The sequence below is a fragment of the Micromonospora sp. WMMD734 genome, assembly GCF_049178975.1.
In the GTDB taxonomy this organism is placed as follows: Bacteria; Actinomycetota; Actinomycetes; order Mycobacteriales; family Micromonosporaceae; genus Micromonospora; species Micromonospora wenchangensis.
The window spans coordinates 5,198,860-5,218,303 of the sequence record NZ_JBMHMK010000001.1; the positions used below are offsets into that span (position 1 = coordinate 5,198,860).

19 protein-coding genes are annotated in these 19,444 nt (G+C 73.6%); 8 read left to right on the plus strand and 11 right to left on the minus strand.

Annotated elements, in window-relative coordinates; translation table 11 throughout:
* Positions 1-149: 149 nt before the first annotated feature.
* The 3 genes from serC (at position 150) to ACN267_RS22280 (ending at position 3,595) form a co-directional block, all read left to right on the plus strand.
* Positions 150-1,277, plus strand: a complete 1,128-nt coding sequence (gene serC / locus ACN267_RS22270) for a phosphoserine transaminase (RefSeq protein ID WP_204958818.1) — start codon at positions 150-152, stop codon at positions 1,275-1,277.
* 188 nt (positions 1,278-1,465) lie between these two features.
* Positions 1,466-2,548: a septation protein SepH gene (gene sepH, locus ACN267_RS22275; protein ID WP_204958817.1), complete on the plus strand. Its 1,083-nt coding sequence runs from the start codon at positions 1,466-1,468 to the stop codon at positions 2,546-2,548.
* A gap of 60 nt (positions 2,549-2,608) precedes the next feature.
* On the plus strand, positions 2,609-3,595 hold the full coding sequence (locus ACN267_RS22280; RefSeq protein ID WP_204958816.1) for an aldo/keto reductase: 987 nt from the start codon (positions 2,609-2,611) through the stop codon (positions 3,593-3,595).
* 120 nt (positions 3,596-3,715) lie between these two features.
* Here ACN267_RS22280 and thpR read toward each other — a convergent pair whose 3' ends face one another.
* From thpR to ACN267_RS22305, 5 genes are all read right to left on the minus strand, one after another.
* Entirely contained in the window at positions 3,716-4,288 is a 573-nt protein-coding gene (thpR, locus tag ACN267_RS22285; protein ID WP_281900987.1) for an RNA 2',3'-cyclic phosphodiesterase, read from the minus strand.
* Entirely contained in the window at positions 4,285-4,800 is a 516-nt protein-coding gene (locus ACN267_RS22290; RefSeq protein WP_372445978.1) for a hypothetical protein, read from the minus strand. The genes thpR and ACN267_RS22290 overlap by 4 nt, the downstream gene beginning before the upstream one ends.
* A gap of 90 nt (positions 4,801-4,890) precedes the next feature.
* The gene (locus ACN267_RS22295; protein WP_204958814.1) at positions 4,891-6,195 is read right to left on the minus strand and encodes an MFS transporter; all 1,305 of its coding nucleotides are present in this window, start codon (positions 6,193-6,195) and stop codon (positions 4,891-4,893) included.
* A 66-nt stretch (positions 6,196-6,261) separates the two neighbouring features.
* A complete protein-coding gene (locus ACN267_RS22300) occupies positions 6,262-6,711 on the minus strand; it encodes a MarR family winged helix-turn-helix transcriptional regulator (protein ID WP_204958813.1) in 450 nt (149 codons plus the stop codon).
* 126 nt (positions 6,712-6,837) lie between these two features.
* Positions 6,838-8,316, minus strand: coding sequence for an NCS2 family permease (locus ACN267_RS22305; RefSeq protein ID WP_204958812.1), 1,479 nt, complete (start codon positions 8,314-8,316; stop codon positions 6,838-6,840).
* Between the two features lie 89 nt (positions 8,317-8,405).
* Here ACN267_RS22305 and ACN267_RS22310 point away from each other — a divergent pair, with 89 nt between their 5' ends.
* The gene (locus ACN267_RS22310; RefSeq protein WP_204958811.1) at positions 8,406-8,669 is read left to right on the plus strand and encodes a DUF2530 domain-containing protein; all 264 of its coding nucleotides are present in this window, start codon (positions 8,406-8,408) and stop codon (positions 8,667-8,669) included.
* 4 nt (positions 8,670-8,673) lie between these two features.
* Here ACN267_RS22310 and ACN267_RS22315 read toward each other — a convergent pair whose 3' ends face one another.
* The gene (locus ACN267_RS22315; RefSeq protein ID WP_204958810.1) at positions 8,674-9,510 is read right to left on the minus strand and encodes a DUF3027 domain-containing protein; all 837 of its coding nucleotides are present in this window, start codon (positions 9,508-9,510) and stop codon (positions 8,674-8,676) included.
* Positions 9,511-9,595: 85 nt separating this feature from the next.
* On the opposite strand from ACN267_RS22315, the gene ACN267_RS22320 reads away from it, so the two are divergent.
* Together ACN267_RS22320 and ACN267_RS22325 are read left to right on the plus strand one after the other, a co-directional pair.
* The gene (locus ACN267_RS22320) at positions 9,596-11,284 is read left to right on the plus strand and encodes an MFS transporter (RefSeq protein ID WP_421489573.1); all 1,689 of its coding nucleotides are present in this window, start codon (positions 9,596-9,598) and stop codon (positions 11,282-11,284) included.
* On the plus strand, positions 11,281-11,931 hold the full coding sequence (locus tag ACN267_RS22325; protein ID WP_204958808.1) for a futalosine hydrolase: 651 nt from the start codon (positions 11,281-11,283) through the stop codon (positions 11,929-11,931). The genes ACN267_RS22320 and ACN267_RS22325 overlap by 4 nt, the downstream gene beginning before the upstream one ends.
* 65 nt (positions 11,932-11,996) lie before the next feature.
* On the opposite strand, the gene ACN267_RS22330 is transcribed toward ACN267_RS22325, so the two are convergent.
* Positions 11,997-12,959 (minus strand): GNAT family N-acetyltransferase, encoded by a 963-nt coding sequence (locus ACN267_RS22330; RefSeq protein WP_421489574.1) that lies wholly within the window; start codon positions 12,957-12,959, stop codon positions 11,997-11,999.
* Positions 12,960-13,609: 650 nt separating this feature from the next.
* Here ACN267_RS22330 and ACN267_RS22335 point away from each other — a divergent pair.
* Entirely contained in the window at positions 13,610-14,446 is an 837-nt protein-coding gene (locus ACN267_RS22335; protein WP_281900997.1) for a 1,4-dihydroxy-6-naphthoate synthase, read from the plus strand.
* Here the strand turns inward: ACN267_RS22335 and ACN267_RS22340 are convergent.
* Positions 14,407-14,793, minus strand: coding sequence for a cold-shock protein (locus ACN267_RS22340; RefSeq protein ID WP_088643517.1), 387 nt, complete (start codon positions 14,791-14,793; stop codon positions 14,407-14,409). The two genes, ACN267_RS22335 and ACN267_RS22340, sit on opposite strands and share 40 nt — an antisense overlap.
* 29 nt (positions 14,794-14,822) lie before the next feature.
* Positions 14,823-15,446: an HAD family hydrolase gene (locus ACN267_RS22345; RefSeq protein ID WP_421489575.1), complete on the minus strand. Its 624-nt coding sequence runs from the start codon at positions 15,444-15,446 to the stop codon at positions 14,823-14,825.
* Between the two features lie 83 nt (positions 15,447-15,529).
* Between ACN267_RS22345 and ACN267_RS22350 the strand changes: the two genes are divergently transcribed.
* Entirely contained in the window at positions 15,530-17,995 is a 2,466-nt protein-coding gene (locus ACN267_RS22350; protein ID WP_421489576.1) for a helicase-associated domain-containing protein, read from the plus strand.
* A 30-nt stretch (positions 17,996-18,025) separates the two neighbouring features.
* On the opposite strand, the gene ACN267_RS22355 is transcribed toward ACN267_RS22350, so the two are convergent.
* Together ACN267_RS22355 and ACN267_RS22360 are read right to left on the minus strand one after the other, a co-directional pair.
* Positions 18,026-18,277, minus strand: a complete 252-nt coding sequence (locus tag ACN267_RS22355) for a hypothetical protein (RefSeq protein ID WP_204958804.1) — start codon at positions 18,275-18,277, stop codon at positions 18,026-18,028.
* 153 nt (positions 18,278-18,430) lie between these two features.
* On the minus strand, positions 18,431-19,318 hold the full coding sequence (locus ACN267_RS22360; RefSeq protein WP_204958803.1) for a L,D-transpeptidase family protein: 888 nt from the start codon (positions 19,316-19,318) through the stop codon (positions 18,431-18,433).
* Positions 19,319-19,444: the final 126 nt, after the last annotated feature.

A 19,444-nucleotide genomic window follows, 5' to 3' on the forward strand; every position in this document is an offset into this window, starting at 1 on the left:
TCCGGGCCGCCACGGGTGCGAGGATGAAGGCCGGCAGTGTCGCCGGACCAGGCCCGGATCCGGCCACGACGTGCGCCAGCGCACGTCCGGCGCGGCTCCGCGCCCGTTGAAGGGCCCGCCCTCGCCCATGCGGAAGGATCGAGAAAACCGTGGCTGACGCACCGACCATCCGGATTCCCGACGACATCAAGCCCGCCGACGGGCGGTTCGGCTGCGGGCCGTCCAAGGTACGTCCGGCGGCGGTCTCCGCGCTCGCCGACGTGGCGACCACCTTCCTGGGCACCTCGCACCGGCAGCAGACCGTCCGGGCCGAGGTCGCCCGGCTCCGCCGGGGCCTGGCCGAGTTCTTCTCCCTCCCCGAGGGCTACGAGGTGGTCCTCGGCAACGGCGGCACCACCGCCTTCTGGGAGGTCGCCACGTTCGGGCTGGTCCGCGACCGGGCCCAGTTCGCCAGCTTCGGCGAGTTCGGCGCGAAGTTCGCGAAGTCGGTCAAGGACGCGCCGTTCCTCGGCGAGCCGACCGTGCGCAAGGCCGAGCCGGGCAGCGCGCCGAGCCTGGTCGCCGAGGCCGGGGTGGACGTCTACGCCACCCCGCACAACGAGACCTCCACCGGTGTCGCGGTGCCGATCGGCCGGGTCGCCGACGCCGACCCGGGCTCGCTGCTGCTGGTCGACGCCACCTCCGGGGCCGGCGGTCTGGACGTCAACGTCGGCGAGACCGACGTCTACTACTTCGCCCCGCAGAAGTGCTTCGGCTCCGACGGCGGCCTCTGGCTGGCCCTGATGTCGCCGGCCGCGCTGGAGCGGGCCGCCGAGATCAAGGGCTCGGGCCGCTACATCCCGGCCTTCCTCGACCTGGTCACCGCGATCGACAACTCGCGGCTGGAGCAGACCTACAACACCCCGGCGCTGGCGACCATCTTCCTGGCCGCCGAGCAGACCGACTGGATGAACTCGCAGGGCGGCCTGAGCTGGGCGGCCAAGCGCACCGCCGAGAGCGCCGGGATCGTCTACGGCTGGGCCGAGCGGTCCGGGTTCGCCACCCCGTTCGTCACCGATCCGACGCTGCGCTCCAACGTGGTCGCCACCGTCGACTTCGCCGACGGGGTCGACGCCGCCGCGATCGCCAAGGTGCTGCGGGCCAACGGGATCGTCGACACCGAGCCGTACCGCAAGCTCGGCCGCAACCAGCTGCGGGTCGCCCTCTTCCCGGCGGTGGAGCCGTCCGACGTGGAGGCGCTCACCGCCGCGATCGACTACGTGGTCGAGCGGCTCTGATCACACCCGTCACGGTGGGTGGTCGCAGCGGCTGCTGCGGCCACCCACTGTGATCATTGCCGCAGCTCAGTCGCGACATGCGGATTCACCTCCCCCACCTGTGGGCAGATGGGCGTACGGTGGTGCGAGGACGCCCGGGTGGCCGGCTCGTGGCGTGACGGCCAGCGAAGCGGGACGGAGGCTACGCCATGCGCCCAGTACGCTTCGTCGCCCTCTCCGAGGACGGCCAGGCGCTGGTGCTCGCCGACGAGGTCGGGCGCCTGCTCGCCCTCCCCATCGACGAACGCATCGCGACCGTGCTGCACGCCGAGCCCGGCACGCCGCCGCTCGCCGTCGTCCCGGTCGGGGCCGACCCGACCCCGTCGCTGTCCCCCCGCGACATCCAGGCCCGCATCCGCTCCGGCGAGTCCGCCGAGGACGTCGCCCGGATCGCCGGCGTGCCCGTCGACCGGGTGCTGCGCTACGCCGGCCCGGTGCTCCAGGAACGGGCCATGCTCGCCCAGCACGCCCGGCGCACCCGGCTCAAGGGCGCCGAGAAGGCAACCCCGCTGGCCGAGGTGGTCAACGGCCGGCTGGCCCAGCACGGTATCGACACCGAGAAGATCTCCTGGGACGCCTTCCGGCGCGACGACGGCACCTGGCGGATCATCGCCACCTGGCCGTCGGGCAAGGCCACCGCGCAGGCCGTCTGGGACCTCGACAAGCTCCGGCAGAACGTCACCCCGCACGACGACATGGCGCAGTACCTGTGCGCCGAGCGTCCCATGCCGATCCTCGGCCAGGAGCCGGCACCGGAGCGGGGCGGTCACGCGCTGCCCGGCCCGTCGCGTGGTGAGCCGAGCCGGGGCGGGCACGGCCTGCCGGCCGCCAGCGAGCAGGCCCGACCGGGCCGGGACCCGATCCGGGCCGGCCGGGACGCGTTGCTGGCCTCGCTGGACCGTCCGCTCGGCGGCACCTCGGGGCGGGGTCTCGACCCGCGGTCCCCGGCCGCGCTGGCCGGTGCCGACGCCCCCCGGCAGCGGGCCGTCGGCGGTGGCGCCGCCGCGCTGCTCGGCGGTGGGCAGGGTTCCGCCTTCGACGACGATTCGGACGCGCCGAAGGAGGTCCCGGCCGTGCCGTCGCTGGCGGTGCTCCGGCCGCGTCGCACCGGCACGGCCGCAGCCGCCGCCGGTGGCGAGTCGACGGACGCCTCGGGCAAGCCGCGTAAGCGCCTGCCGAGCTGGGACGACGTCCTCTTCGGCAGCGGCCCGGCGGCCCGCGAGTCCTCCTGACCCGAGGCTCCACCCTGGCAGTGCCCGGCGGCGTCCCGCCGCGCGTGTCAGGGTGGGGTCATGGAGTACACGAATCTGGGACGCACCGGCCTGTCGGTGAGCCGGCTCTGCCTCGGCACGATGAACTTCGGGCCGCAGACGTCCGAGCCGGACAGTTTCGCCATCATGGACCGGGCGCTCGAACACGGCATCAACTTCTTCGACACCGCCAACGTGTACGGCTGGCAGACCGGCGAGGGGATCACCGAGCAGATCATCGGCCGCTGGTTCGCCCAGGGCGGCGGCCGGCGGGACCGGGTCGTCCTGGCCACCAAGGTCTACGGCAAGATGAGCGAGTGGCCCAACGACCAGGGCCTGAGCGCCCGGCACATCGTCCGGGCCTGTGAGGACTCGCTGCGTCGGCTCCAGACCGACGTGATCGACCTCTACCAGATGCACCACGTCTCGCGGAGCACCCCGTGGGAGGAGATCTGGCAGGCGATGGAGACCCTGGTCGCGCAGGGCAAGGTGATCTACGTCGGATCGTCCAACTTCGCCGGTTGGCACATCGCCCAGGCGCAGGCCGCCGCCGGGAAGCGCAACTTCCTCGGTCTGGTCGCCGAGCAGTCCATCTACAACCTGCTCACCCGACACGTCGAGCTGGAGGTGATCCCGGCCGCGCAGCACTACGGGCTGGGGGTCATCCCGTGGTCGCCGCTGCACGGCGGGCTGCTCTCCGGAGTGCTGCGCAAGATGGCCGAGGGCGGGGCCGCGCGGGGCACCGCCGGCCGCGCCGCCGACGGGCTCGCCGCGCACCGGCCGGCCATCGAGGCGTACGAGAAGTTCTGCGCGGAGTTGGGTCAGGACCCGGCCGACGTGGCGTTGGCCTGGCTGCTCTCCCGGCCCGGGGTGACCGCCCCGATCATCGGCCCGCGTACGGTGGCGCAGCTCGACAACACCCTGGGGGCGCTCTCGGTGCAGATCGACGAGGCGACGGAGCAGCGGCTCGACGAGCTGTTCCCACCGGTCGGCAACGGCGGCCCCGGCCCGGAGGCATGGGCCTGGTGACCCTGGTCTGACGGGCCGCCGGCCCGACCCGTGATCAACTCAACGGGGGCGGCGTGGCGGGGTCCGGGTGACTCGGACACCGCTGTGTCGCCCCCGGTTGCGCGCGGGCGTCCGGGCAGGTCAGAGCGGCCAGCTGGTCAGGTGGGTGTGGTGGGGGCCGGGGCGGCTGTGGACCAGCACCAGGTCGGTGGCGGGCCAGGGCGGGCCGAGGTGGGCGTCGAGGGCGAGCCGGTCGGCCTCCACCTCGGACGGGGTGAGCCGGTCCCCGGGGCGGGCCACCGTCAGGTGCGGGCGGAACGGCTTCCCGTCGTACGGCAGGCCGGCCCGGTCCAGCTCGGCGCGGATCAGCCGGGCCAGGGTACGCAGCGCCGACACCTCCCCCAGCACGTCCACCCAGAGCACCGTGGAGCGGCCCTGGCCGAAGCAGCCCCCACCGCCCAGCCGCAACCGGGGCGGGCCGTCCCAGCCGGCCCGGGCGGTCCCGGCCGCCGCTGCGAGGGCACCCTGGACCTCGGGCAGTCGACCGGGTGCCACCTCACCGAGGAAGGCCAGCGTGACGTGCAGGTGCGCCGGCTGCGCCAGGCGTATGTCGAGGCCGGCGGCGGTGGCCGCACCCACCCGCAGCCGGGCCACCCGGGCGGTCACGTCGGCGACGACGGACGGCGGCGGGTAGACCGCGACGAAGAGTCTCACGCCCGCCGGTCGCGGGGGCGGCGGTCGGCGCGGGTGGCCGGCAACGCGAGGCCCGCCCCGGCGAGCAGCCCTTCGACCCGGACCCGTTCGATCTCCCGGTCGACCCCGGTCAGCTCGGCCAGGTGCTCGGGGATCCCCAGTGCCCGGCAGGCCGCGCGGAGCCGGTCGTCGTACGCCTCGATCACCGAGCTGTGCCAGACCACCGAACGGCCGCCTGCGGCGAGCCGGTGGCGGCCGAGCCGGCGCAGGTCGGCGGCGAGGAGTTCGAGGGGACGGCGGTCGGCCCGGTCCAGCTCGGTCAGGTCGAGGTCGCGGGTGACCGGGTCGGTGGCGAGGGCCCGGTCGAGCCGGGCGATGGTGCGGCGTTCCCGGCGGCGTTCCCGCCACTCGGCCCACCCGCAGGCCACCCGGTCGAGGATCTCGTCATAGCAGAAGACCAGGGCGAACGCCGCCGGCAGGCATGCCATGGCGAGGAACGCCATTACCAGCGTCAGCGCGCTCCCGCCTGCCACACCTCGACGCTAAGGCCCGGCGGGCCCGCGCGCCACCGCTTTGTTGCTATCTGAACGCTGTGCGTGTCCGCCACCGGGCGGCGGCACCGCTCACCGCCCGCCGGGGGTGAGCAGACGGGGGCCGGGCACCACGTAGAAACGCGGCATCGGCAGCACCCGGAAGCGCAGCCGAGCACCGGAGCGCCGCAGTTGCCAGGTGAGCGCGAGCAGGGCGGTGGCCAGGGAGATGAGCCCACCCATCCAGATGCTCGCCCCGGCGCCGAAGGTCTCGGCGACCCAGCCGATGATCGGCGCGCCGACCGGGTTGGTGCCCAGGAACACCAGCACCCACAGCGCCATCACCCGGCCCCGGAAGGCGGCGTCGGTGCCGAGCTGCACCCGCTGGTTGGCCGCCTGGGCGAAGAAGACCATGAAGAAGCCGGTCGGCAGGAGCAGGGTCACCACCAGCCAGTACGCCGGGGCGAGGCCGACCAGGGTGCCGAAGGCCGCGCAGCCGACGGCCGCGCCGAGCACCAGCCAGACCGAGGGACGGCTGCGCCGACCGGTGCCGGCGAGCGCCCCGACCAGCGCGCCGACCGCCAGTGCGGTGCTGAACAGGCCGAACGAGGCGGCCCCGGTGTGGAACACCGTCTTGGCCAGCGCGGCGAGGGTGAGCTGGAAGTTGAACAGCGACATCCCGATCACCGACATGACCACCATCGGCAGCAGCAGGTCGGGGCGGCTACGGACGTAGCGCAGCCCGTCGACGACCTTCGCCGAGTCCCGCTCGCCGAGCGGCGGAAGTTCCTTGCGGTACAGCTCGGCCGGGCGCATCCGGACCACGTTGGCCAGCGGGGCGATGGAGCTGACGGCGGTGAACAGGAAGACCGGGCCGACGTCGAACGCGGCGATGGCCAGCCCGGCGACGGCGGGGCCGATGATCCGGGCCGAGTTGAACACGGCCGCGTTGAGGGAGAGCGCGTTGGGCAGCAGGGTGGTGCCGACGAGTTCGCTGACGAACGCCTGCCGGACCGGGGTCTCCACCGCGTTGGCGGTGCCGAGCAGGGCGGCGAACGCGAAGACGTGCCACAGCTCGACCAGGCCGGTGAGCACCAGGAGGCTCATCCCCAACGCCAGCACCGTCCAGACGGAGTTGGCGACGAAGAGCAGCATCCGCTTGTCGTACCGGTCGGCGAGGCGGCCGGAGAGCAGCGTGAGCAGCAGCACCGGGGTGAACTGCAGGGCGGTCACCACGCCGAGCGCGGTGGCCGAGTTGTCCGAAAGCTCAAGGACGAGCCAGTCCTGGGCGATGAACATCATCCAGACGCCGATCAGTTTGACCAGCTGTCCGGTGGCGAAGAGTCGGTAGTTGCGGACTCGTAGGGACTGGAACATCGTGCTCAGCTTCGCCTGCACTCTTGGTGCGCCTCCTCGGGTCGCGTACGCGTCATCGACGGCGGACGGCGCGGACCCGGTGGGGCGTCAGGCGCGGGCGAGCTGCTGGAGGATCTCGGCGGCCCGCCGTAGCGTGTCGCGTTCGTCCTCCGTGAGCGCGGCCAGCCGGCTGGCCAGCCACTCGTTGCGGGCCCGTTCGAACTGGTCGAGCACGGCCCGGCCTGACTCGGTGGCCGCCAGGATGACCTGCCGGCCGTCGGTCGGGTGGGGGGTGCGCTGCACCAGGCCGCGCTCCTCCAGCTTCGCGACGATCTTGGTCATCGTCGGTGGCTGGACCCGTTCGACGTCGGCCAGCTCCCGGGGCGTCAGCGCGCCCGCCAGCCGGAGGCTGGTGAGCGCGGAGAGCTGGGTGACCGTCAGGTCGCCGACCGGGCGGGCCTGCCGGACCCGCCGGTTGAGTCGGGTGATCGCATCACGCAGCTGGGGTGCCAGCTGCGCCGGTGGCACGCGGTTCGCCGTCACCGTCCGCTCCGTCACAGTCGTTAGCCTAACTAATGAGCCTGGCTAATGACATGCCATATGACCATGCTCACGAGGGGGAATGCCGCCGCCCCGGGCCGGGCAACCCCGACGGGTCACCCGGCCCGGAGACCGACGCCGGGACTACAGCACCGCGGACTCGATCGGTCCACGCAGGAAGTAGAGCACGAAGAGCACCGCCACCGCGTAGAGCAGCGGATGGACCTCCCGCGCCTTCCCCTTGGCCAGCTTGAGCACCACGTAGCTGATGATGCCCGCGCCGATGCCGTTGGAGATCGAGTAGGTGAACGGCATCAGGGTGATGGTGAGGAACGCCGGGATCGCGATCTCGTAGTCGGTCCAGTCGATGGTCCGCACCGCGGTCATCATCAGGAACCCGACCACCACCAGCGCCGTCGAGGCCGCCTCGAACGGCACCACCGTCGCCAGCGGCGACAGGAACATCGCCAGCAGGAACAGGGCGCCGGCGACCAGGTTGGCCACCCCGGTCCGGGCACCCTCCGCGACCCCCGAGGCACTCTCGATGTACGACGTGTTGCTGGAGACGCTCGCCGCGCCACCCGCCGCCGCGGCGATCGAGTCGACCAGCAGGATCTCCTTCGCCCGGGGCGGGGTGCCCTGCTCGTCGAGCATGTCCCCCTCCTGGCCGATCGCGACCATCGTGCCCATCGTGTCGAAGAAGTCCGTGATCAACAGGGTGAAGACGAACATCAGCGGGATCAACCAACCCGCCCGGCTCCACGACCCCAGCACGTTGAAGTTGCCCAGCAACGACAGGTCGGGGATGTCCACGATCCGCTCGGGCAGCTTCGGCACGTTCAACGACCAGCCGTCCGGGTTGGGCTTGCCGTCGACGAACGACGGACCCACCTTGGCGACCGCCTCCACGATGATCGCCAGCACGGTCGAGGCCAGGATGCCGATCAGGATCGCGCCGCGCACCCGGCGCACCACCAGCACCAGCGTCACCAGCAGGCCGACCACGAAGACCAGCATCGGCCAGCTGACGATCTTGCCGTTGATGCCGAGCCCCACCGGCACGGTGGTGTTCGCCGCGTCCGGCACCCGCCTGACGAAACCGGCGTCGACCAGGCCGATGATGGTCAGGAACAACCCGATGCCGACCCCGATCGCGGTCTTGAGCTGCGTCGGGACCGAACGGAACACCGCCGTACGCAGGCCGGTGAGCACGAGGATCGCAATGAGCACACCCTCGATCACCACCAGCCCCATCGCGTCCGCCCAGGTCATCTGCGGGGCGATCTCGAACGCGACGAGCGCGTTCACCCCCAGACCGGCGGCCAACGCCATCGGGAACCGCCCGACGACCCCCATCAGGATCGTCATCAGGCCCGCCACCAGCGCGGTCGCGGCGGCCAGGGCGGGAATCGAGAGCTTCTTGCCGTCACCGTCGGCGGCCCCGCCCAGGATCAGCGGGTTCAGTACCACGATGTACGCCATCGTGAAGAAGGTCGCCAGGCCACCGCGTACCTCGCGGCTCATCGTCGAGCCACGGGCGGAGACCTCGAAGAACCGGTCGAAACCGTTCCGGGGTTGAGCGGGATCAGAGGGAATGCCGTTGTCCGGCGGCGCAATGGCCATCAGGTCCTCGCTAATGATCTACCGTTGTCGCGCGCATCGTCCCAGATCAGCGGCGGGCCGGGAAAGTACTTCGCGGTACGCTTCTGCCCGTGCCGCAGGAGCAACCACCCCGACCCGAGCCCCTCGACCCGCCGATGGTCCCGTTCGCGGTGGCCGGGCTGATCGCCTGGGCGGTTGCCGGCCTGTTCCTGCTGGTCTTCTTCCGTGACTGGCTCACCGAACACGGTCACCAGGACTGGCTCTGGACCTGCCTGGCCGGGTTCCTGTGGGGCTTTCCCGGTCTGGCCACGATGATGCGGCACGACGCCCACCGCCGCCGCCGACGGCAATCCACCCCCGGGGCTGACCGGTAGCTGGTCAGGCGGGGTCGGGCGACTCCACAGGCGCGGGCCCGTCGGCCGGGGACGCGCCGTCCACCGTCATCGACTCGACCGCGCTGTCGTCGTACACCGTCGGAAGCTCGTCGATCGCCGGCTCGGGAGTCTCCACCAGGGTCTCCGAGTGCGCGCCGCAACCGTGGTCGGCGCTGACCACCCGACCGTCGTCCGGGGCGTAGAAGTTGCCGCAGGCCCCGAACGCCAGCCGGAGCGCACCGGCGAGCGGCAGGTAGAAGCCGCAGGTGCCGCAGCGGGCCGACGCGGGGGCGGCGGTGGAGATCGCCGCCGACGGACCATGGTCGCCGTCGTACCAGCGTTGGGCCGCCTCGGCCCGGCCCTCCCGGGACAGCACCCGGGGGCGGCCCAGGCCCAGCTCCCAGGAGGTCTCCTCGACCGCCGGGTCGTCGGAGAGCAGGTAGCCGGGGGCGAGCCGGTCGTCGTCGGACGGGGTGGGCAGCAGGTCACCGGGGCCGAGGTCACCCGGCTGGAGCCGTTCCTGCCAGGGCAGCCAGCCCGGCGCGAGCAGCGCGTCGGAGCCGGGCAGCAGCACCGTCTCACAGACGGTGACCTGCCGGCTGCGCGGCACCCGGGTGACCGTCACCGCCCAACGCCAGCCCCGGTAGCCACCGAGCAGGCATTCGAAATAATGGGTGACGACCCGGTCGCCCTCGGCGACGGCCCGCAGGTGGTCGCCGACGTCGGTGGGCTCCACCTCGGTGATGGCGTCGCGGGCCACCTCGACGGCGGCGGCGCAGACCTGGTCGAGGCGGGCGGCACGGGCGGGAGCGGGCCTGGTCACCCGACCATTGTTCCCCATGCGCGCCGCGCACCGACAGGCACTCCCCGAGTGAGTCTTCCCCGTGGTGCGGCGTACCTGGAGCAGATGGGCAAGGATGGTGCACATGCCGCTGTTCTCCCGCTCCGGGTCGTCCGTACTGGGACGGACCGTCGGCACCGGCATCCGTGCCACCCGCCTGCTGCTGCGCGGCTCGGTCAGCGGCGGACGCTGGGTGACCCGCCGCGCCGGCTCGGCCCGCGCCCGGGGTGCCGGCGGCGAGGCCGGCATGGTCCGCCTGTTCGACCTGCACGCCGTCTCCTGCGCCGGCGACACGTTGATCGCCATCGGGCTGGCCGGGACCATCTTCTTCGACGTCCCGCTCGGCGAGGCCCGCAGCAAGGTCGCGCTCTACCTGCTGGTCACGATGGTGCCGTTCGCCATGCTGGCTCCCGTGGTCGGCCCGCTGCTCGACCACTTCCGACACGGCCGCCGGTACGCTCTCGCCACCACCATGCTCGGCCGGGCCTTCCTCGCCTGGCTGATCTCCGACTACCTCGGCAGCCTCGGGCTCTATCCGGCGGCGTTCGGCGTGCTGGCGCTCTCCCGGGCCTACGGGGTGGCCCGCTCCGCCGCCGTACCCCGGTTGCTGCCCGAAGGGCTCGGGTTGTCCCAGGTGGGGGCGCGGGCCAGCGTCTACGGCACGGTGGCCGGGGCACTGGTGGCCCCGCTGGGACTGGCGGCATTCTGGTTGGGGCCGCAGTGGCCGCTGCGGGTCGCCTCGGTCATCTTCCTGGTCGGCATGGTGATCGCGCTGCGGCTGCCACCCCGGGCGGACTCGGAGCCGCCCGAGCGGGTGCCCCGGCCGCTGCGGGCACTGCGCCGCAAGGGCGACCGTCCGCTGGGCCGGGGGCGGCCGGCGGGCCGGCTGGTGATCGCCACCCTGATCGGGGCGGCAGGGCTCCGCGCGCTCTACGGCTTCCTCCTGCTCTTCCTGGCGTTCGCGCTGAAGAAGGGGGACCTGACCAACGACCTGTTCGGCCGGGAGCTCAACGACCAGGCGGCGCTGGGTCTGATCGGTGGCGCGCTGGCGGTCGGCGGTTTCCTGGCCACCGCGGTCGGCACCCGGCTGCGCATCCACCGGCCGGCGGCGATCCAGTCCAGCACGATGATCATCGTGGCCGGGGTGGGCATCCTGACCGTGTTGAAGTTCTCACTGCCCATGGTGGCGCTGTTCTGCCTGGTCGCCGCCCTGTCCAGCGGGATAGCCAAGCTGGCCGTCGACGCCTCGATCCAGGAACGGATTCCCGAACGGCTGCGGGCCAGTTCCTTCGCCCACTCGGAAACCGTCCTGATGCTCGCCTTCGTCGCCGGAGGCGGGCTCGGTCTCGTCCCGTTCGAGGGCCGGATCGGCATCGCGGTCGCCGCCGGGGTGGGTGTCCTCGCCGCCGTCCGGGGGGTCGTCGTCGCCGGTCGGCTCCGCGCCCAGCGGCTGCTCGGCCGGCCGCTGACCGACGAGGAACTGGCCGCCCAGGACCAGGCCGACGATGCCGCCACCGCGGCCCGTCGCGCCCGCCGCGACCCCGCCGACCCGACCGACCCGGGCGACGGTACGGACGGGGCCGCCGACGACGCGGCGGCCGAGGCGGCGGCCCGTGCCGCACCGACCTCACCGGCACCGAGCGGAGCGGGCGACCCCGGGCGTTCCGGCGACGGGCTGGCCCCGCCCGGCTACCACATCTACCGGCCGTCGTCAGCCGTCCCGGGCAGCGGCGTCGACGACGAGCGGCGGCAGTCGCCGGGGTCGGTGCCGTGACGGGTCTGCTGGTGCTGACCGCCGTGCCGGCCGAGGCGGAGGCCGTCCGGGCCGGGCTGACCGACCCGACGGTCACCGTCCGGGCGCTGGGCGTCGGCCCCGCCGTGGCCGGCGCCACCACCGCCCGGATGCTGGCTCTGGCCGAGGCCGCCGGCCGCCCGTACCGAGCCGTGGTCAGCGCCGGGATCGCCGGCGGTTTCGCCGGCCGCGCCCCGGTCGGCGCCACGGTGCTCGCCTCCCGCAGCGTCGCCGCTGACCTCGGGGCCGAATCCCCGACGGGCTTCATCCCCGTCGACGAACTGGGCATGCCCCCGGAACTGCTCGGCGGCGGCCCCACCATCGACGTCGACCCGGCGCTGCTTCACGCGTTGCGCTCCGCCCTCCCGCAGGCGGTCGTCGGGGCGGTGCTGACGGTCAGCACGGTCACCGGCACCGCCGCGAGCACCGCCATCCTCGCCGACCGGCACCCCGACGCGGTGGCCGAGGCCATGGAGGGGTACGCCGTGGCGGTCGCCGCCACGCAGGCCGGCCTCCCCTTCGCCGAGCTGCGTACCGTCTCGAACCCGGTCGGTCCCCGGGACCGCGACGGGTGGCGGATGCGGGAGGCGTTCACCGCCCTGACCGAGGCGGCCCGCGCGCTGTCCTGAGGCGCACCCGGGGCGACGGCCGGGTGGCTACGGCGGTCGGGGCGGGCTATGGCCGACGGGGCGGGCTATAGCGGACGGGATGGCCGGGGCGCGGGGCCGGCCGGGCGTTCCAGGGTCATGGCGAGGGGACGAGCGGACGCGACCCGGAAACCGCAGGCCGACAGGAAGCGGATGGCGATGTGGTTCTCGACCACCGTGTGGACCAGGCCGATGCCCGTCTCGTCCATCCGCTGCGCCATGGCCACCATCAGCCGGGCACCGATGCCGATCCGGCGGTGCCCGGCCGCGACCAGCACCCCGTCGAGTACGAGTTCACGCGGCCAGTCCCAGTCGTCCCCATGGGCCAGGCGCAGGTCACGCTCGTGGGCGCGCAGCTCCCCCAGGAGGGTGCCGTCGGGCAACTCGGCCACGAACCGCCAGGCCGTCGCCGGCCGCCCGTCACCCTCCACCCACCGGACCCTGGTGTCCCGACGCACCCGCTCCGCCGCCCGCCGCCGGTCCCGGTACCCCCGGTTCCGTTCGTACGCCGCCGGCGGCAACCGCAGCGGCCAGAGCGGGGGCGGCAGGTTGTACCAGTCCGCCCACCAGGCACCCGGCCAGTCCTTCGGCTCCCGCACCGGCCAGACGTCGAGGTGGGCCGGATAGCGCCGCCCGGCGGTGTCCCGCAGATCATCGTGCGGCACCGGCGGGAGCGAGCAGGTCACCTCGGTGGCCGACGCCGTGATCGAGACTTCGTTCGGGGCTGCGGTCGGGGCAGCGGTCGGGGCAGCGGTCGGGATCGTGGTCGGGCCCGCCGTCGACGCTGGCCTGCCCGGCAGTGCGACCGTCAGGGTCCCGCCGACCGCCCGCACCAGTCGCTCGACCGTGTGGAACCGTGGGTCGGTCGCCCTGCCGGACTCGATCCGGGCAATGGTCGCCTGGGGCACCCCTGAACGCCGGGCCAGCTCCCGCTGGCTCAGGTCGGCCTCGCGGCGCAGTGCCCGAACCGTCCGGCCCAGGTCGGCCAGCGGGGCTTCCTCCGTCGTCACCCCGCCATGCTCCCGTTGCGTCGACACGGTTTCAACAGCCCCACCCGGGGCTGTGGATAACCCTGTGGAAACCCGCTGGAGCTGGGGACAAACTATCGAGGTCGCGTCCTTTCGAGCTGATGACCTCACCGAATCACCCGGACCACCGGGCCACCGGGCCACCGGGCCACCGGGCCACCGGGCCACCGGGCCACCGGGCCACCGGGCCACCGGGCCACCGGGCCACCGGGCCACCGGGCCACCGGGCCACCGGGCCACCGGGCCACCGGGCCACCGGGCCACCGGGCCACCGGGCCACCGGGCCACCGGGCCACCGGGCCACCGGGCCACCGGGCCACCGGGCCACCGGGCCACCGGGCCACCGGGCCACCGGGCCACCGGGCCACCGGGCCACCGGGAAGCCAACCACCCAGCGGGGCGGATGCCCAGACGCGCGAGCCGGCTTCTGAATCGCTGACGTCGTCAGATCGAAAGGACGCGTAGGAGTACTCCTCGCCCGCCCAGGGCTGCCCGGATCTCGATCCCGGGCGACGCGCGGAAGGGGGACGGAGCAGACATTAAGCGGCCCGCTCACCGCCCGCCGCTGGCCGCCACCGATCGCCGCAGACGGTGTGGATGTCGTCGGCAGAGGGCCGGGTTACCGTGGGGTCGTGGCGCTCTCCCTGGCGATCTCGCCCTGCCCCAACGACACGTTCGTCTTCGACGCACTGGTGCACGGCCGGGTACCGGGCGCGCCACCGGTCGAGGTGACCTTCGCCGATGTCGACGTCACCAACACCGCCGCCGAACGCGGCGCCTTCGATCTGGTGAAGGTCAGCTACGCCGCGCTCCCCTGGCTGCTCGACGACTATCACCTGCTGCCCTGCGGCGGTGCGCTCGGCCGTGGCTGCGGCCCCCTCGTGCTCACCCGTGCCGACGCCGACCGGGTCGACCTGGGCGGGGCCACGGTGGCGGTGCCCGGTGACCGGACCACTGCGTACCTGCTGTTCCGGCTCTGGTCGGCCGGGCAGCCGCCGGCCCGCATCGAAATCGTGCCGTTCCACGAGATCATGCCGGGCGTCGCAGCCGGTCGGTACGACGCCGGGCTGGTGATCCACGAGGCCCGGTTCACCTACCACCGGCACGGGCTGACCGCGCTGGTGGACCTGGGTGAGTGGTGGGAGTCCGACACGGGCCTGCCCATCCCGCTCGGGGCGATCCTGGCCCGCAAGGGCGCGGTCGACCCGGTGGCCGCCGCCGGCTGGATCCGCGAGTCGGTACGCCAGGCGTGGGCGGACCCTACGGCCAGCCGGGAGTACGTGCTCGCGCACGCGCAGGAGATGGAGCCCGACGTGGTGGACCGGCACATCGGCCTCTACGTCAACGAGTTCACCGCAGACCTGGGGGACGCGGGGTTCGCCGCCGTGGAGGCGCTGCTGGGCCGGGCCGCCGACGCCGGGCTGGTGCCTCAGACCTCCAGCTCGCGGGCCACCGCGTGGACCAGCTGAGCGATCTTCTGCGCGGTCTTCTTGTCGGGGAACCGGCCCCGGCGCAGATCCGGCTGGACCTTCGCCTCCAGCACCTTGATCATGTCTTCGACCAGGCCGTGCAGTTCCTCGGCCGGCCGACGGCGCAGCTCGGCCATGGACGGCGGCGCGTCCAGCAGCTTGACCCCCATCGCCTGGGCGCCGCGCCGGCTGTCCACCACGCTGAAGTCGACCCGTTGCCCACCCTTGAGGTCGGTGACACCTGCCGGCAGCGCGCCCTTCGGCAGGAACACGTCGCCACCCTCGTCACTGGTGACGAACCCGTATCCCTTGGCCGCGTCATACCACTTCACTCGCCCCGTCGGCACCTTGGAGACCCCTGCTTCACTCGATACGTCTACTGCTCCAAGGCTAGCCCGATGATCCGGTCGAGCGCCGCCGGGAATCCGGTGAGGTCGTCGAGCACCACCTGTGCACCGGCCGCGCGCAGGTCGTCCGCCCGGCAGGGGCCGGTGGCCACGCCCACGCCCGGGATGCCTGCCGCCCCGGCCGCCACCATGTCCGCCACGTGGTCACCGACGTAGAGCGCGGCCCCGTGCTCCCGCAACGAGGTCGCCTTCTGCTCGGCGAAGAGGTCGCCGGCCAACTCGTCGACCGCCAGCCCGAGGTGGTCCAGGTGCAGCCGGGCCAACCGGCCGATCTTGGAGGTGACGACCATCACCCGGCCGCCGTGCGCGTGCACCGCGTCGACCGCCTCCCGGGCGCCGGGCATCGGTACCGACGGGGTGATCGCGTACGCGGGGTACAGCTCCCGGTAGAGCGTCACCGCCTCCTCGACCCGTTCGGCCGGGAACCAGTGGGCGAGTTCGGTGCGCAGCGGCGGGCCGAGCCGGGACACCGCCAGCTCCGCGTCGACCGGCACCCCCGTACGGGCGGTGAGCTCCCGGTAGGCGGCGGCGATGCCGGGGCGGGAGTCGATCAGGGTCATGTCGAGGTCGAACCCGACCATCAGCGCGGACATGCTGCGAAGGTACCCGGACAGGTCGCCCGAGCCGGACGTCCGGGCGGCGGGATCGGGCGGCAGCGGGCTAGCGTGGAACGACGATGACCACCTCACTCGCCGACCAGCTGCGCGCGCTGCCCGACGAGGCGCTCGCCGCACTGCTCCAGTTGCGGCCCGACCTCGTCGTGCCGGTGCCGGCCGACGTCTCCGCGCTCGCCCTGCGGGCCGAGTCGCGGGTGTCGGTCGCCCGTGCCCTCGACGGGCTGGACCAGTTCACCCTCCAGATCCTCGACGCCGCCCGGTTGACCCGGCACGCCTCGGACGGCACCACCTCCACCGAGGCGGTCCTCGCCCTGGCCGCCGCCGGGCCGCACCCGCCCGCCCCGGCCACGGTCCGTGGCGCGCTCGACCGGCTCCGCGCCCGGTTCCTGCTGTACGGCCCGGAGCAGGCGCTCCAGGTCACCGGCAGCGTCGACGAGCTCGCCCCGTACCCGGCGGGCCTGGGCCGGCCGGCCGAGGAGCTGGACCTGCGGGCGGCGGCGCTCTGCGCGGACGCCGCGAAACTGCGCCGTACGCTGCTCGCCGCGCCCCCGTCGGCGCGGGCGATCCTGGACCGGCTCGCCGCCGGTCCACCGGTCGGCAGCGTGCCGCCCGGATCGCTGCAGGCGCCGGCGCTCGGCGCGGAGGACGACGTGCCGCCCGACCCGACCAACGGTGGCGCACCGACCGGGTCGCCGGTGCGCTGGCTGGTCGAGGCACGGCTGCTGGTGGCGGTCTCCGCCGGGACGGTCGAGCTGCCCCGCGAGGTGGGGCTGCTGCTGCGCCGGGACACCGGCCCGCTCGGGCCGCTGCGGATCGATCCGCCGCCGGTCGCGGCACCGCCCCGGGAGCCCAAAGCCGTCGACTCCGCCGGGGTCGGGCAGACCATGGAGGTGGTACGGCACACCGAGGCGCTGCTGGAGGCGCTGACCGCCGAGCCGGCACCGGTGCTGCGTTCCGGCGGGATCGGGGTACGCGACCTGCGCCGGCTGGCCCGTACGGTCTCCCTGGACGAATCGACGACCGCGCTGCTGGTCGAGGTGGCGTACGCGGCAGGTCTCCTCGGTGAGCTGGACCTGCCCGCCGCCGCCAGCCGGTACGGCGGCGAACAGCAGGTGCTGCCCACCGGCGCGTACGAGGTGTGGCGGGCGGTGTCGCTGGCCCACCGCTGGGAGCAGTTGGCCCGCGCCTGGTTGACGATGAGCCGGCAGGCAGGTCTGGTGGGGCAGCGTGACGACCGGGACCGGCCGATCAGCGTGCTCTCCGCCGAGGCGGAGCGGGCCGGTGCGCCGGCCGCCCGCCGGGCGGTGCTCGGGGTGCTGGCCGAGCTGGAACCGGCCACCGCCCCGACCGCCGAGGAGGTGCTGGCGCTGCTCGACTGGCGGGCCCCCCGGCGCAGCCGGGGTCGGGAGGCCGCGCACCGGGAGGTGTTGACCGAGGCGGCCCGGCTGGGGGTGACCGGCCTCGGCGCGCTCACCGCGTACGGGCGGCTGCTGCTCGCCGACGTGACGGACACCGACGAGCGGGGTGGCGACGACCCGCTGGGGTTGCGTGCCGACACCGACGGTGGTGACTCGTCGGGCACGGTCCGGGCGCTGGATGCCCTGCTCCCCGCCCCGGTCGACCACTTCCTGGTGCAGGCCGACCTGAGCGTAGTGGTGCCCGGCCCACCCGATCCGACGTTGGCCGCCGAACTGGAGACGGTGACCGAGCCGGAGTCGGCGGGTGGGGCCAGCGTGCACCGGGTCACCACGGCCAGCGTCCGGCGGGCCCTGGACTCCGGCTACACGGCCGACGACCTGCACGACCTGTTCCGGCGGCGGTCGCGGACCCCGATTCCGCAGGGGTTGACCTACCTGGTGGACGACGTGGCCCGTCAGCACGGTGGGTTGCGGGTCGGCTCCGCCGGCGGATACGTGCGCAGCGACGACGAGGCGCTGCTCGCGGAGGTGCTGGCCGACCGGCGGTTGACGGCGTTGGCGTTCCGCCGGCTGGCCCCGACGGTGCTGTGCACCCCGTACCAGGTGGGGCGGATGCTGACCGCGCTGCGTGACGCCGGGTACGCCCCGGTGCCGGAGGACGCCACCGGCACGACGGTGCTGGCCCGGCCCCGGGTGCGACGGGCCCCGACCCGGGTGCCGTTGACCGGGCGGGCGGTGGACCCGCTGGCCACGCCCCGGTTGGCGCTGCCCCGGCTGCTCGGTGTGGTGGAGCAGATCCGGCGGGGCGAGGCGGCGGCGCGGGCGGCCCGGCGGGCCCCGGCAGTGGTCCGTGGTGGTGCGGCCCGCGCGGCGGCCGGCCCGCTGCCCGCGCACGGTCACGCCGAGGCGCTGGCGGTGCTCCAGCAGGCCGTCCGGGACAAGGCGCTGGTCTGGGTCGGCTATGTCGACGCGCACGGGGCGACGCTGTCCCGGCTGCTGCGCCCGGTGTCGATCGGTGCCGGCTACCTGCGTGCCGAGGACGAGCGGACCGAGATGCTGCACACCTTCGCCCTGCACCGGATCACCGCGGCCGTCCGGGAGGAGTGACCGTTCGGCAGCCCCGTCAGTCGTTGCGACTCAGCGGCGGCTGCGGCGTACGGTGCCGATGACCGAGACGATGAGCAGCAGGGCGAACCCCGTGCCGGCGGCCTCGCCGACCGAGTCGATGAAGCCCTGCCGTTGCACCAGCCAGCCGAAGAGGAACCAGCCGACGACGGCGATCCCGGCGACGGCGTACCCGACCATGGTGGCCGTGGACACCTCGTCGGTCGGTGTCACCCGGTCGCCGTTCGACGCGTCCTCGGCGATCATCTCGTGATCGACGGTCATCCCAGCCCTCCCACCCCGTCCGGCCCCCGACTTCCAGGGTGGCACCCGGTCGCCAGGACGGACAGGGGGAAATACCCCCGATCCGGCCCCTATGGACAACTACCGACGGGCCGACGGCGAGACGGGCAGGGTGGGACGGATGGGACGGACGGCTCAGGTGCCGGGGCGGCGGCCGACCAGGACCACCCGGGAGCCGACCTTGCCCAGTTCCCACCAGCGCACCGCGTCGGTGTGCAGCAGGTTGACGCAACCGTGCGAGCCGATCCCCGCGTTGTGCAGGTAGGTGGTGGTCTCGTGGAAGCCGATCCCGCCGTTGAAGCGCTGCCAGTAGGGCAGCCACACCTCGTACGGGTTGGACCATTCCTTCAGGTTGCGCAGGTTCACCTTGTACGTGCCGGCGGGGGTGGCGTACCCGGCCATCCCGGTCCGGGTGACGGTGGGCTTGGCGACGACCTTGCCGTCGCGCATCACCCAGGTGGTCTGCCGGGTCAGGTCCACACAGAAGGTGGTGCCGGAGCCGGCGGAGCAGCGCTTGACGTCGGTGGTGGCCAGTCGCTTCGCCACGTCGAGCGTCAACGGGCCGGCGCGACCCTCGGCCGGGCGGATGTCGTACCGCTGCTGGAACTTCTTGATCGCGGCGCAGTCGGCGTCGGTCTGCCGGCCGTCCACGGTGACGGTGCCGAACCCACCCAGCCGGGCCAGGTACGTCTCCACCTCACGTTGGTGTTCACCCTGCTGGCAGCGGGTCAGGTTGGACTTCTGCGGGACGCGCGGCCGGTGCCCGGTCGACGCCTTCGGGGTCTTGGTGGCGCGGACCTCCGGTTGTGGCTTCTTCCGGGGCCGGGGCTTCGTGTCGGACCCGGTCAGCTGGTCGGGCAGGGAGGAGGCACCCGCCCCCGTTACCTGTTCCGCACTGCCGACCGGGGCGAGCCCTCCTCCTGTGCCACCCGGATCGGCCTGCGGCACGGACGCACATCCACCGGCGCCGACCAGCATGACCATGGCCAGGGCGACGACCCGGGCTCTGTGGCGGACCTGCATCGTGTGCCTCCCCGGGTTGGTCGTCCCACTGGTAGACGCGTGCGCTCTGGGAAACGTTGCACCCATTGCGAAGATTTTCTGGCAGTCTCCCACCCCCGTGCAACACTGGATGGTCGACCTGCGGCG